General features: G+C 38.3%; 14 protein-coding genes and 1 riboswitch. Of the genes, 9 read left to right on the top strand and 5 right to left on the bottom strand.

The annotated features are described in order from the left end of the window. Positions 1 to 94: 94 nt before the first annotated feature. The 6 genes from AAJG31_RS02290 to AAJG31_RS02265 all read left to right on the top strand — a co-directional run bounded on the left by AAJG31_RS02290 (position 95) and on the right by AAJG31_RS02265 (position 7,888). The gene (locus tag AAJG31_RS02290; protein ID WP_279494971.1) at positions 95 to 2,920 is read left to right on the top strand and encodes a 2-oxoglutarate dehydrogenase E1 component; all 2,826 of its coding nucleotides are present in this window, start codon (positions 95 to 97) and stop codon (positions 2,918 to 2,920) included. Between the two features lie 90 nt (positions 2,921 to 3,010). Next, positions 3,011 to 4,282: a 2-oxoglutarate dehydrogenase complex dihydrolipoyllysine-residue succinyltransferase gene (gene odhB / locus AAJG31_RS02285; protein ID WP_279494972.1), complete on the top strand. Its 1,272-nt coding sequence runs from the start codon at positions 3,011 to 3,013 to the stop codon at positions 4,280 to 4,282. A gap of 341 nt (positions 4,283 to 4,623) precedes the next feature. Next, positions 4,624 to 4,810: riboswitch (Lysine riboswitch) on the top strand. A 119-nt stretch (positions 4,811 to 4,929) separates the two neighbouring features. Then, the gene (locus AAJG31_RS02280) at positions 4,930 to 5,787 is read left to right on the top strand and encodes a transporter substrate-binding domain-containing protein (RefSeq protein ID WP_004230114.1); all 858 of its coding nucleotides are present in this window, start codon (positions 4,930 to 4,932) and stop codon (positions 5,785 to 5,787) included. 170 nt (positions 5,788 to 5,957) lie between these two features. Then, the gene (locus tag AAJG31_RS02275; RefSeq protein ID WP_004230111.1) at positions 5,958 to 6,683 is read left to right on the top strand and encodes an amino acid ABC transporter permease; all 726 of its coding nucleotides are present in this window, start codon (positions 5,958 to 5,960) and stop codon (positions 6,681 to 6,683) included. Positions 6,684 to 6,695: 12 nt separating this feature from the next. Next, positions 6,696 to 7,427 (top strand): amino acid ABC transporter ATP-binding protein, encoded by a 732-nt coding sequence (locus AAJG31_RS02270; protein WP_004230107.1) that lies wholly within the window; start codon positions 6,696 to 6,698, stop codon positions 7,425 to 7,427. Positions 7,428 to 7,690: 263 nt separating this feature from the next. After that, positions 7,691 to 7,888 carry a DUF6501 family protein gene (locus tag AAJG31_RS02265; protein ID WP_048392887.1) on the top strand — a complete coding sequence of 66 codons (198 nt, stop codon included), beginning with the start codon at positions 7,691 to 7,693 and terminating at the stop codon, positions 7,886 to 7,888. A 48-nt stretch (positions 7,889 to 7,936) separates the two neighbouring features. On the opposite strand, the gene AAJG31_RS02260 is transcribed toward AAJG31_RS02265, so the two are convergent. After that, positions 7,937 to 9,004, bottom strand: a complete 1,068-nt coding sequence (locus tag AAJG31_RS02260) for a toxic anion resistance protein (RefSeq protein ID WP_279494977.1) — start codon at positions 9,002 to 9,004, stop codon at positions 7,937 to 7,939. Further along, positions 9,001 to 9,651 (bottom strand): 5-bromo-4-chloroindolyl phosphate hydrolysis family protein, encoded by a 651-nt coding sequence (locus AAJG31_RS02255; RefSeq protein WP_279494978.1) that lies wholly within the window; start codon positions 9,649 to 9,651, stop codon positions 9,001 to 9,003. Before AAJG31_RS02255 ends, AAJG31_RS02260 begins: the two co-directional genes overlap by 4 nt. A 415-nt stretch (positions 9,652 to 10,066) precedes the next feature. Between AAJG31_RS02255 and AAJG31_RS02250 the strand changes: the two genes are divergently transcribed. Continuing rightward, on the top strand, positions 10,067 to 10,279 hold the full coding sequence (locus AAJG31_RS02250) for a hypothetical protein (protein ID WP_048392884.1): 213 nt from the start codon (positions 10,067 to 10,069) through the stop codon (positions 10,277 to 10,279). A 94-nt stretch (positions 10,280 to 10,373) separates the two neighbouring features. Here the strand turns inward: AAJG31_RS02250 and AAJG31_RS02245 are convergent, their stop codons facing one another. From AAJG31_RS02245 to AAJG31_RS02235, 3 genes are all read right to left on the bottom strand, one after another. Further along, complete coding sequence (locus AAJG31_RS02245) at positions 10,374 to 10,640, bottom strand: CPCC family cysteine-rich protein (protein WP_016994024.1); 267 nt, start codon at positions 10,638 to 10,640, stop codon at positions 10,374 to 10,376. Between the two features lie 120 nt (positions 10,641 to 10,760). Further along, on the bottom strand, positions 10,761 to 11,042 hold the full coding sequence (locus tag AAJG31_RS02240) for an acylphosphatase (protein ID WP_048392882.1): 282 nt from the start codon (positions 11,040 to 11,042) through the stop codon (positions 10,761 to 10,763). Between the two features lie 45 nt (positions 11,043 to 11,087). Further along, entirely contained in the window at positions 11,088 to 12,815 is a 1,728-nt protein-coding gene (locus AAJG31_RS02235; protein WP_257961003.1) for a globin-coupled sensor protein, read from the bottom strand. Positions 12,816 to 12,938: 123 nt separating this feature from the next. Between AAJG31_RS02235 and AAJG31_RS02230 the strand changes: the two genes are divergently transcribed. Beyond that, positions 12,939 to 13,223, top strand: coding sequence for a DUF1033 family protein (locus AAJG31_RS02230; RefSeq protein WP_206542475.1), 285 nt, complete (start codon positions 12,939 to 12,941; stop codon positions 13,221 to 13,223). Positions 13,224 to 13,445: 222 nt separating this feature from the next. Continuing rightward, entirely contained in the window at positions 13,446 to 13,646 is a 201-nt protein-coding gene (locus AAJG31_RS02225) for a cold-shock protein (RefSeq protein ID WP_004230088.1), read from the top strand. Positions 13,647 to 13,866: the final 220 nt, after the last annotated feature.

Genomic DNA, 13,866 nt, shown 5'->3' with positions numbered 1-13,866 from the left:
GAAACATTCTTTTAAAGAACGGCTAAATATTATATAATTAATTGCAATTTAATTAATGGAACTGCCGAAAGGCAAAATTTGGAGGTCATTTTTCATGTCGAACAACGTTACAACTGTAAGTTCTCCATGGTCAGCTTTCTCTGGTCCTAACCTAGGATATGTGATGGAGCAATACGACTTATTCTTACAGTCTCCTGAAGAAGTAGAACCGGAGTTAGTTTCTTTATTCCAACAATTTGGTGCACCAGTAGTAGTAGAAGGTGAAGTAGCTGTAGCTAGTCATACAGCAGCGGCTCCTGCTGGCGATTACAAAAAAGTGTTAGCCGCTGTAAAACTAGCAGATGCAATTCGTTCACGCGGTCATTTAGCAGCAGATATCTATCCTCTGAAAAACCGTGAACTACAAACAGCTCAAATTGAAGAAAGCGCGTTCAACTTAAGCGCTGCAGATTTAGCTGAAATTCCTGCAGCAATCTTCTTCAAAGATGTGCCAGCAAACGTGAAAAATGGTAAGGATGCAATCGACTATTTAAAAGCTATTTATACAGATAAAGTAGCATTTGAATATGGTCACGTAGTAGCTACTGAAGAACGTGATTGGATTCAAGCGCAAATCGAATCAGGCTCATTCAAACAAGCATTATCTGCGGATGAGAAGAAAGCCTTATTAGATCGTTTAACTCGCGTTGAAAATTTCGAGAAATTTATTCATAAAACTTTTGTAGGACAAAAGCGTTTCTCTGGTGAGGGCTTAGATACGCAAATCGTTCTATTTGATGAAATTATTAAAACGGCAGAAGCAAAAAATGTGGAAAACGTACGTATTGGTATGGCACACCGTGGTCGCTTAAACGTTTTAACACACATTTTAAATAAACCTTATGACATGATGTTCTCTGATTTTGCACATGTTTCCAATGATTTATTTATGCCAGAGCATGGCCGCCTTGAAATTACAAAAGGTTGGACAGGTGATGTGAAATATCACATGGGTGCTTCTTACAACCGTGAATCCGGTATGAATGTGAAATTGGCTTACAACCCATCTCACTTAGAAGTGGGCAATCCAGTAGTACTTGGTGCTACTCGTGCAACACAAGATGATACATCTAAACCAGGGCAACCTATTTTTGACCGTACAAAGGGCTTAGGCATTCTTGTACACGGTGATGCTGCATTCCCAGGTCAAGGGATTGTAACAGAAGTGTTAAACTTCGCTAAAACAGAAGGCTTTACAACAGGGGGAACAATCCATATTATCGCAAACAATATGATTGGATTCACAACAGAACATTATGATTCTCGTTCTTCTGTGTATTCTTCTGATCCTGCAAAAGGCTATGAAGTACCAGTAATCCATGTCAACGCAGATAGCCCAGAGGCAGTAGTGCAAGTTGGACGTTTTGCGGCAAACTACCGTCAAACATTTGGCAAAGACATTATTGTGGACTTAGTAGGTTACCGTCGCCATGGTCATAATGAAACAGATGACCCAACAGTGACAAACCCAGAAACATACAAATTAGTGTCTAAACATGAAACAGTGCGTGCATTATATGGTGCACAATTAGTGGCAGAAGGTCTTGTAACTGCTGATGATGTAGCTGCACTAGATACAGCTATCTATGCAGAAATGCAAGCAGCCTATGACCACGTCAAAGAAATGGCAGAAAAAGATGATCATCATCATTTAGAAATGCCAGAAGAATTAAAAGTAGAGTTCCCACAAATTGATACAGCAGTAGGTGCGGAACGTTTAGAAAAAATCAATGAAGAGCTTTTAGTGTTTGAAGAAAACTTCGAACCACAGAAAAAGCTTGGTAAAATCTTAGAAAAACGCCGTGATGCTTATGCGTCTGCAAAAGTTGACTGGGGTCATGCTGAAACTTTAGCGTATGCAACGATTATTCAAGATGGAACACCAGTACGCTTTACAGGTCAAGATGCACAACGTGGTACATTCTCTCAACGTCACTTAGTACTGCATGATAAAAACAATGGCAATGTCTTCACACCACTACACCATATTTCTGGTGCGAACGCATCCTTTACAGTATACAACTCTCCACTGACTGAAGCTGGGGTGGTAGGCTTTGAGTATGGTTACAACCTAGAAAATAGCCATGTACTAACAGTATGGGAAGCACAATTCGGTGACTTTGCGAATATGGCACAAGTGATGTTTGATAACTTTATTTCAGGGGCACGCTCAAAATGGGGTCAAAAATCTGGTCTAGTTATCCTTTTACCTCATGGTTATGAAGGTCAAGGTCCAGAGCACTCTTCAAGCCGTATGGAACGCTATTTACAAATGTCAGCTGAAAATAACTGGTTTGTAGCGAACTGTTCAAATGCAGGAAACTACTACCACTTATTACGCCGTCAAGCAGCATTATTAGGTACAGAAGGAGTACGTCCACTTGTAGTCGTATCACCAAAATCATTATTACGTCACCCATTAGCTGCGGCGAATGCTGAGCAATTAGCAAATGGTTCATTCCAAGAAGTGATTGAACAACCAGGCTTAGGGGCTAAACCAGAAGCTGTAGAGCGTATCGTTTTAGGTACAGGTAAAGTGATGATCGACTTAGCAGAGCGCGTGAAAGACGGCGAAGGCTTCGATCACCTACACATTATTCGTGTAGAACAACTTTACCCATTCCCAAAAGAGCAAGTTGCTGGTATCATTGCTAAGTATCCTAATGCAAAAGAGATTGTTTGGGTACAAGAAGAACCTAAAAACCAAGGCTCATGGAATTATGCATTAGAAACATTATATGAACTTTCAGAAGGTAAAAAACTTCGCTATGTAGGCCGTCCTGCAATGAGCTCAACTTCTGAAGGGGATGCAGATTCTCATAAAGCAGCACAAGCAGCTCTTATTGAAGAAGCGGTTGCTGAGCCAGTAAAGGTTAAATAACATATATCAATTTTTGAAACCGGGCTACTTGCCCTTAAGCAGTAGCCCTTCTATGTGCGTCATGCACGTTAATCAAAGGAGGAAATGAAAGTGGCTGAAATTAAAGTCCCTGAATTAGCAGAATCGATTACAGAAGGTAGTATCGCACAGTGGGTAAAAAAAGTGGGCGATCGCGTTGAAAAAGGTGAATTCATCGTTGAACTTGAAACAGATAAAGTAAACGCTGAGATCATTTCTGAAGAAGCAGGTGTATTAACACAAATTTTAGCTGAAGAAGGCGATACTGTACTAGTTGGTCAAGTTATCGCAGTAGTAGAAGCAGGCGAAGGCGCAGCAGCAGCTCCAGCAGCAGCAGCTCCAGCAGCGGCAGCACCAACTGAGGCAGCACCTGCACCAGCAGCGCCACAAGCAGCACCTGCACCAGTTGCAGCAGCTCCAGTAGTAGAAGAAACTTCTGGTGAGCGTGTAGTTGCATCTCCAGCAGCACGTCGTCTTGCACGTGAAAAAGGTATTGACCTTGCAGCGGTATCTCCAGTAGATCCACAAGGACGTGTACGTGTACAAGATGTAGCAGCTCATGGTACAGCACCAGCTGTAGCAGCAGCACCTACATCCGTAGCAACTTCAGGTGGCCCAGTAGTATTCACACCAGCAGCTAATTCTGACCGTGTAACAATTGAAAAAATGAGCCGTCGTCGCCAAACAATTGCAAAACGTTTATTAGAAGTTAAACAATCAACAGCAATGTTAACAACATTCAACGAAATTGACATGACAAACATCATGGCACTTCGTAAACGTAAACAAGAAGAGTTTGTAAAAGCAAACGACATCAAACTTGGTTTCATGTCATTCTTCACTAAAGCTGTTGTTGCAGCACTGAAAAAATACCCATACGTAAACGCTCAAATCTCTGGCGATGAGATTCATTTAAATAACTTCTTTGATATCGGTATTGCTGTATCGACTGAAGAAGGTTTAGTCGTACCAGTTGTACGCGATGCTAATAGCAAAAACTTTGCAGAAATCGAAAAAGATATTGCTAACTTAGCGACAAAAGCTCGTGATAAAAAATTAGGCTTAAATGACATGGCTGGTGGATCATTCACAATCACAAATGGTGGTGTATTCGGTTCATTAATGTCAACACCAATTATGAACGGTACACAAGCTGGTATTTTAGGTATGCACTCAATTGTAAACCGTCCAGTTGCAGTAAATGGTGAAGTTCAAATCCGTCCAATGATGTATGTAGCACTTTCATACGATCACCGTATCATCGATGGTAAAGATTCTGTAGGATTCTTAAAAACAGTTAAAGAATTAATCGAAAATCCTGAAGATTTATTATTAAATTCATAATCCCATTAAACCCTGCGAACACTGTTCAGCAGGGTTTTTTTGTATGACGAAAGGTATTGACCGATTCTATGCTTGAAAGAGTACGAATGTTACATCGTTTAGAGGAGCAAAGAAAGAAAAAAACGCAACTTTTCTCATATGTAGAACATACTCTATAATAAATATTTGTTGTAATTTTCAGAAATATCAACAAAAGTTCAACGATTTAAAGTGGAAGCAGAACGCACAATATCCTAATATTGTCATTAGTCAGAAAAATGTTAAAATCGTCTTGACGAACATATTAGTTTTATAGTAGTATCTAAATATCAATTAAATAAACAAACCTCACGAATTGTTACCAGTGAGGTAGAGGCGCGGTATTTATTAGTTCATTGTTGAGTAAAAGCAAGCGAAGACGCAATGAAGAAGGAAATATCGCCGAAGTATAAAAGGAGCTCGTACTTTTATACTGGGTCTGCAGTGAATAAGTGCAGGACTGTCCTAGTAAATGGATTTCCAGATTTACTAGGTTGTGCTATCTCGGAAACATGGAAATTATAGTGAGGATTTGGGCAACTGTCATAAAAGGTAAGACCTAAGTTCAATAAACTTAGGTCTTTTTTAGTACAGTTGTCTTATTTTTTTACAGAAAAGGGGAGTTTTTCATGAAAAGAAAATGGTTGTTAGTAATGATCTCTATCATGACGGCAATTGTGCTAGCTGCATGTGGCACAAGTGACAAAAAAGAGGGCGGTTCAAGTGATGCTGGAACTGACAAAGAAGAAGGTGGCGGTGAATTCCGAATTGGAATGGAGGCTGGCTACCCACCGTTCAACTGGACACAGCAAGACGATGCAAATGGTGCAGTGAAAATTGCGGATAATGCAGAGTATGCAGGTGGCTATGATGTACAAATGGCAAAGAAAATCGCTGAAGGTCTAGGCAAAGAGTTAGTCATTGTTAAAATGGAGTGGGACGGTTTAGTTCCAGCGCTACAATCAAACAAAATTGATGCAATTATTGCAGGTATGTCACCAACAGAAGAACGTAAGAAAACAATTGATTTTACAGAAAACTATTATACTTCTGATTTTGTTATGGTTATTAAAAAAGGTAGCAAATATGAAGGCGCAAAATCGATTCAAGACTTCTCAGGTGCTAAAATTACATCACAATTAAATACATCAAACTACACAGTTATCGATCAAATTAAAGGCGTAGAAAAGCAAACAGCAATGGAGAGCTTCCCAGCAATGCGTGTGGCGTTAGAAGCAGGTAAAATTGATGGCTATGTAGCTGAACGTCCAGAGGGCATTTCCGCTTCTGCTGCCAACGATAAATTCACATATGTAGCATTTGAAGAAGGCTTTGATACAGACCTATCAAATACTTCAATTGCTGTAGGCTTACGTAAAGATGATGCAAATCGTGAAAAAATCAATGAAATCCTAAAAGGCATTTCAGAAGATGATCGTCAAGCGATTATGGAAGAAGCTATTTCTCAACAACCCGCAGCACAATAATGACATGGCACGGACTAGCAATTAGTCCGTGCATGATCATTTCATCATTATCAAAATGAGAACCTCTCTACATAATGATAATGTCCTAGCGTGACAAATCATAGAATGGTAGAAAGAGCTAGGACACAAAAGAAATAAGCGAGCAAGATGACATTGTTAGGAGGAACATCATGAGTCTTGAATGGATACTTTCAATTATTGAAAACAACTGGCAAATGTTTTTACGAGGTGCGTATTATACGTTACTGATTTCGAGTATTAGTACAATTATTGGTGCATTTATCGGATTTTTCATCGGAATTATGCATACGATTCCAGTTCGTAAAAAAGGTGTGAAATTTTATAGCTTAAAGCTCATTAATTTTATACTAACATGCTATGTTGAATTTTTCCGTGGTACACCAATGATTGTACAAGCTATGGTTGTCTACTACGGATTAGATATCGCATTCGGTATCGATATGCACTTTATTACAGCAGGTATTTTAGTCGTTTCCCTCAATACAGGGGCCTATATGGCAGAAATTGTTCGTGGCGGTATTGTATCCATTGATAATGGTCAATACGAGGCAGCATCAGCAATTGGCATGAATCACTTCCAAATTATGCTTCATGTTGTCTTACCACAAGTAGCGCGTAATGTTTTACCAGCGACAGGTAACCAATTAATCATGAATATTAAAGATACAGCCGTATTAAATGTCATTGGAGTAACGGAATTATTCTTCCAAACAAAATCAATTTCGGGTAACAACTTCCGTTATTTCGAATCATTCTTCGTTGCATGTGTTCTTTATTTCATCATGACATTTACCGCATCTCGCATCCTTCTGTATGTTGAAAAACGTCTAGATGGTCCTGATGCCTATCAAAAAGAACAAAAAGAAGCCGTATAGGGGGACGCACAAATGGCAGTCATTAAAATCGAGCATTTAAGTAAATCATTTGGACGTAACCAAGTGTTAAAAGATGTGAATTTCCAAGTGGAAAAAGGAGAGGTAGTTTGTTTAATTGGCTCCTCTGGCTCTGGTAAATCCACATTGCTTCGTTGCATAAATTTATTAGAAACGCCAAGTGGCGGTCAAATTATTTATAAAGGGGAAGACATCCTAGATGAAAAGCACAATATTCAAGAATATCGCACACATTTAGGCATGGTGTTCCAGCAGTTCAATTTATTTAACAACCACAATGTCATAAGTAATTGCACGGTGGGCCAAATCAAAGTGTTAAAACGTTCGAAAAAAGAAGCAGAAGAAACGGCGCTTAAATACTTGAAAATCGTTGGCATGGATCAATATGTGAATGCCAAGCCCCGTCAACTCTCAGGTGGACAAAAGCAGCGTGTGGCCATCGCTCGTGCCTTATCAATGAATCCTGATGTAATGCTATTCGATGAGCCAACATCCGCATTAGACCCAGAAATGGTGGGTGAGGTATTAAAGGTAATGCGTCAGCTAGCAAACGAGGGCAATACGATGCTCATCGTGACACATGAGATGGAATTTGCCAAAGAAGTAGCAGATCGTGTTGTCTTTATGGATAAAGGTGTAATTGTGGAAGAAGGCCCTCCAGCACAAGTATTAGTCAATCCACAACATGAACGTACGAAGGAATTTTTAAAGCGTACATTAAAATAAGCACAAAAAAGTGAGTCCAACCTGTTGGACTCACTTATTTTCTAGAATTCCATTCTGCATAAAGTACAAAGCAGATTGCGAATGCTACAGCAATGATAAAAAACCATTGCGGTACACCACCAAAACTCATCATAACACCTCAAATATTCATTTTTTTTGGATAGAATAGGTATAGTATTTCTTTTTTCTCCACAAAAGACCAAAAATATTATAAAATAAGCAATAGACATTAGCTTTTGCTAGTAAAGAGAGGTAGAGAGAATATGTTACATTTAAAATGGAAAGATGCGCCAACATTACGAACGGTTACTTGCAAACATACAAATGCATCGAAATACTTAGTATCAAACGTATTAACAGTAGGAAAAGAGTATGAAGTGAAAAATGAAACAGAAGAGTTCGTTTTTATCATCGACAACACAGGTAATGTCGGTGGCTACTATAAAGATTATTTTGAATAAAAACAAACAGGGTGGTTCAGAACATTTGCTGAGCCACCCATTTTTTTGTTAATCTCGCTGATAGCTGCTAGCACCCGCCACATCCTGTAGCTGTTGTTTCTCTTGTTCAGTTGCGGTATGCAGGGCAAAGACATCTTTAATTGCTGTTTGCAGCTCTTGCTGTGTTTCTTTAAACTTCGAAACTTGCTGTTCAAACGTGGGACTTGAGAAGCGATCATGAGCCCTTGATAATCGCTCCTCTAAACGTGCATAATGATGATCCATATGCATCGATAGCATCATCGCCAGTTGGTTTTTCCAGAGCGGAATCAAGGTAACGATAGAAAACTCAATTTTTTCAGCTAATGTTTGATTGGCCTGCTGAATCATACGGATTTGAGGAGCTGTTTGCAGAGCGACTTGCTGTGATACTTGTAAATCATAAATACGTTGATCGAGTCTTTCGATTTGAGCAGCAAAGTCATTTAATTGCTGGATCGCAAGTGGCTGTTTGGTAGCTTGGACACTCGTTATTTGTGCAGGTAGCTCTACCTCAATGGCTTGCTGCTTTTTCATTTGACCTGCGGCAATCGCCGTTGCCAATTCCTCAAAAAATCCTCGATTATGGGCATAAAGCGCCTCTAAGTTTTCAACATCTTTTATCAGCTGAAGCTGTGCACGTTCTAGCTGAACGCCAATGCGTTCCACCTGTATACTAATACGTTCAAATTCTGTGAGTGTTTGCTTCACATTAGGCTCGGTTTTGCCAAAGATTTTTTTGAAAAAGGTTTGCTTTTTTGGTTCCAAAGCAGTCGGATCTACTCGATCTAACGTCTGCATTAAAGAATCCAGCATTTGACCAATTTTAGTGACATCCTTTTGCTTTACTTGAGCAAGCATGCGGTCGGCAAATTGAGACAGAGCTCGCTGTGAATCTTGCCCAAGGGACAGCAATGATTCAAAATCAGTCAAATTGATTTGACTGGCATACAGTAATGCACGACTTTGTGCAAGAGGCGATAGCGTTTCATAAGTCGCCATCGCCTCGTTTTGCGGAGTTGTTTCTAAATAGGATTGGACTAGTGGAGAAAGCCCTGGTATGGTATTTAGTTGAAATGCGTGTTCGTTTGCTGTCATTTATCATCGCCTCGCCAGTCCAATTGTTCTCTACGTCTAAGATTGGAACGATTTGCGAATTCAATCTCCATTTGCAGATGATCGATATCATTTGCAAGCGCATCCTTCAAATCAATTTGAATTGTGTCATTCAAATCAGTTAGGGTTTCACGTGTTTTGGATAAAGTTAATTGAATTTCCTTATCCTTCACTGGCTGCTTGGAAAGCATTGTATATTTATCCGTTAATTCTACAGCAGAAGGTAAGTGTGCATAGAAAAATGGTTCCACATTATAAAATTTACGTGGGTCTGTCTTGACGATTTTGACGATATTTTTGGAGATACGCGTCATTTCAAGTAGTTGTTTAAACGCTGAAACAGAACGTACACGTAAATAGTTTTGACTCAATGTTTGAATATGCTTATTAGCTGTTAATACTTGTGTTTCAATGTGTTTGAATTCTTCTTTTGTGATGCCTGCTATTTGCATGACTTTCTTTTTTTGTCTATGTTTCAGCAACGCTGTACTCGTCGCATAGGAACCCGCAAACAGTAAACCACCAAGGAAGAATCCAGGATTTGCCGCAATTGCTGCGATAGAAACAGTTGTGAGCGAAATAAGAAAGCTGGTACTATGTCTAGAGAAAAACTGTCCGACACTAAGCATTGTTTCATCCTCCTTGCTTTTCAATATGTCTATCTTCTTATACGAAATAATCGACATAAAGTTTCATTGAAAATTAATCCCTTACATAAATTTTACTGCTATTTGTGAACTTTCTCAATGATAATACATAGAATAAGTGAGTTGTTTCGATGAATAAGTCGGTTTTGCTATCCTAAGGAGCCATTCTGACATGGGAATGAGGATTTTTTGCATCTTGGTCCCTGAATAGAGGAGCGTAATTTGATTCAAGAGCGGCTTCTGCCTCAAAGCGAGCGGTTAAGTGAGATCCATGAGCGGCTCCAACTCGAAAAGGAGAGGTTTATTCTCTAAGAAGAGCATCTTCATCCAAAATGAATGAGTCTTGTATGAAACTTTTTCCAAATGAATTCGTAACTGATACAAAGGGGGATATAGGATGACGAAAATTTTTCTGGTGTCTATTACAAAAAATATGGATGAACCAGTAAGTGAACAGAAAGTGAAAGAAAAAGTCTTTGAGAAAAAATCAAAATTAAAAGCCTATTTAAACAAAGAAGGCTATATGAAGGAATCTAAAAATCAATATGTGAAAATCACTGATGAATCAATATTAGTTGCTGCCATTCAAAAAATAAAAATCAAAAAATGATGATAGGTCATGTTCTTAAGAGCATGACTTTTTTGATTTCAATAAATAGGAGAGGAGGCATCATTCAAAGAACCCATAGCCCAGTGTCAGCTCTCTAGAAAAACGGCTTCCAATTTGAATCTTTTTCGTCTTTTTCGTTTGGTTTTCTTACAAACGCAATACATCGTTCTTCGCATGCACCAAATATATTAAAATTTTTCTGTGCTTGCCTTAAGGATAGCGTATTAGCTCCACCTCCAAAGTCATAATCATAAAATTGAACGCCGTCATCTTCCCAAAAACAAATTTCACATATCTCGTATGTACCTGGTGGTTTTCCTTTCATTGTCTTATATCCGCAACAAGGACAAGTAAATTTCATTATAATCACTCCCAAATATTTTTCGATAATTTTATCATACTTCCTATATGACAAAATGCAGTGTTAAGATTAAAAATTGTTGAACCCCTCTCTAAAACAACACTACAAAAAAGCCAGACATTAAACAATGTCTGACTCCATACGTATATAGCCTTTTAAATCATCGTATAATTCTAAAGAAAATGAATTGGAATTGGCTTGGGGACTAACGCCTTTTTGGACAAAAAGGAGAAATTCATTGAGTGCCTTTTCTGAGCCCTCCACTTCCACTTCAATTTGCTCTGCGTCATTCAATCGACAGTATCCTTTTAACCCTAATTCAATAGCTTTTTGCTTGATGAAGAATCGGTAGCCTGTGCCATAGACATCACCAAAAAATTTTATACTTGCTCGTTTGTTCAAGGGAATACCTCCTACTTAATAGAGGAGAGGGGCGAACCTCTCCTTTTATTGCATGACACGTTCTTTTTCTAAATAGGCAATTAAGTTATTAATGTGATAAAGTACATGCTTAGATGCCTCATCGACTTCTTTTAGATGAACATCAGCTTGTTCGATATGACCCGCTTTATGGGCTTCAGCCGCAAGCTTCGCTGATTCATGGACGCGTAAATGATAGCCATCTAATTCATGATAGTCCTGTAAATGACCGAAACGTTCGACTGTACGAGGCGCAGTGTACCATTTGCCAAGTCGACAGTCTCTATGAGAAGAAACATCGCTTGGATCAACGTTTTCTAGGCCAAGGAACATGTTATAAATGCGCCATTTCCATAAAATATGATCCGCCTTCGATAATTGTAGTAGGGCAATAGATGAAAGCTGTACATTATTGTTAGCAATAAGATCATTACGGAAACGGTTAATTTCTTTCCCTAATAAATGAATATCGCTGGATGTATTATGACTATAATCACGAATATCTTCCTGCAAGCTTGAAATTTCGATCATTCTTGCTGAAACTTCATCAATCGCGGCTGCTTGTTCCTGGGAAATGGCAGCCGTATTTGTCACATCTAAATTAATACCCTCAATCGCTTGAACAATGGCATTTAATAATGGTAACGAATCTTTTGCTTCAACGGTTGCTTCTTTAATAATAGCTGTCGTATCTGTAATTGAGTTAGAAACATCATTCGAATAACTCTTTAAATGATGAACATTTGCGGATACTTCACTTAGCGCAGCTACCGTGTTTTCAGCAAGCTTTCGTACTTCCTGTGCAACGACCGCAAAGCCTTTCCCATGTTCACCTGCACGCGCTGCTTCAATGGAGGCATTAAGTGCGAGTAGATTCGTTTGATCGGCGATTTGATTGATTAATGTGACAACCTGTTCAATATCATTTACCCTTTTTTGTAATTCTGAAAATGAGTCAACAATGGATGTAAAGGTCTCCTCTGTTTTAAAAATCTCCGATAGGGCATGCTCAATAGCGTTTTTACCTTTTGTAGCATGGTCAACAGATTCAGTTGTTTTCTCTGATATATGAGAAGACATGCGTGCAACCTCATTGATAGAAGCTGCAATCTGTTCTGTTGCAGCAGTAGAGGATTGAATCTCTTCATTTTGCTTATCTAGGCTAAAAACTAAATCTTTCATGTACATAATTTTGGCATTGACATCCATTAAAGAAGATACTTCTCCTACCACATTTTCAATAATGCGTTCAGTTAACACTTCCACTAATAATTCTTGATCGACATTGACAGCGGATTGGAATGATTTCATATATTGAAATGCTTTATTTGGCTTGATACCAAAATTGTATAAAATATATGTAGTAATATAGAAGGCAAATTGGTTGAAGACAACAATTAATTTACCAGGCTCGTATTGATGCTTGCGGAATAAATTGAAAAATTTTACAGTTTCATCTACATAATGATCATCACGAGTTGCTAAGAAAAACTGTGTTAAGTATTGATTAATATTTTCTTCACTAATGATTAATTGAGAGGTAGGGGATATCTCGCTTAAATAATGATGAAAAATGGCATTCATGGAAGGAGTAATGTCTTTGAGCTTTTGATAGAGTGCCTTTAAGTGCTCCTCATCTTGTGAAGTGAAATGATTGAATGCCAGTGTTTGGTAAAATCGGCCTGTTGCATGTAAATCTGTACCACGTTTGAGTAGTTCTTCTAGCTCTGCTTTAGGTCGAATACTTGAAAACATAAAAATACCTCCAAAAAGTATGTATAATAAGGTAATAATAGCATAATTCAGGTGGTTTTAATAGACATTTCAGTTGTGTTTGCTAAAATGAAACTATCTTATGACAGCAAGGAATGGGCAAATATGTATACAATTATTTACATGAAAGCGGACTATGAGCCTTGGTGGAAATTTGAAGGCTGGGAAGCTTATATTCAAACTGAAGATACATTTGACACGAAGGAGCTCTTTGAACGTGCATTACAGCAAAAATTAGCGCATTTTCGTTCCTCTTACGATAATGAGGCAGCGAAAGAGGAGCAGTATTGGGCTTTTTGGTCTGAGGATGAAAGCTTTTACTGTGAGGCTTGCGATGATGATGCACAAGTATATCATGGGATAATTGCGTGTAAAATAGAAGAGAAGTAAAAAAATTTTGAAAAAAAGTAAAAAAGATTTTTTCTTTATTTGACAAAATTATGGATGGCAGTTATACTTAACTTAACAATTTAATTGCTTCACCGGAAACATGAATTCACATATTACAAAAAGTGATCGCGTTAGTTCGGTACTCTTTGTAATATGTGAATTTTTTTCAATCGCTGAAGAAATTACATATTGTTCACTTTTATTTTTTGGAGGTTTTCTTAAATGAAACAAGGTACAGTAAAATGGTTTAACTCAGAAAAAGGTTTTGGATTCATCGAAGTTGAAGGTGAAAACGACGTATTCGTACACTTCTCAGCTATCCAAGGCGAAGGTTTCAAAACTCTTGACGAAGGTCAAAAAGTGGAATTCGAAGTTGTAGATGGCAACCGCGGACCACAAGCTGCTAACGTAACTAAACTTTAATTCTCAGTAATTAAAATTACTTTCGTTAAACCCAAGACATCCTATGTAAATAGGATGTCTTTTTTGTATCATTTGCAAGTTTAAGGATTACAAATCCTATTTTAGGTTAAATATATAGTAGTGGCGGATAGCCATGCAAAAGTAAAGGATAGCGCTATAAAAGTAGCGGATAGCCATGTGAAACTGGAGGATAGCTGCACAAAAGTAGCGGATAACCCCA

Source organism: Lysinibacillus sp. BS3, assembly GCF_039614735.1.
GTDB lineage: Bacteria > Bacillota > Bacilli > Bacillales_A > Planococcaceae > Lysinibacillus > Lysinibacillus capsici.
Note: the sequence above shows the minus strand (reverse complement) of the source record. Positions and strands in the feature narration are given on the sequence as shown.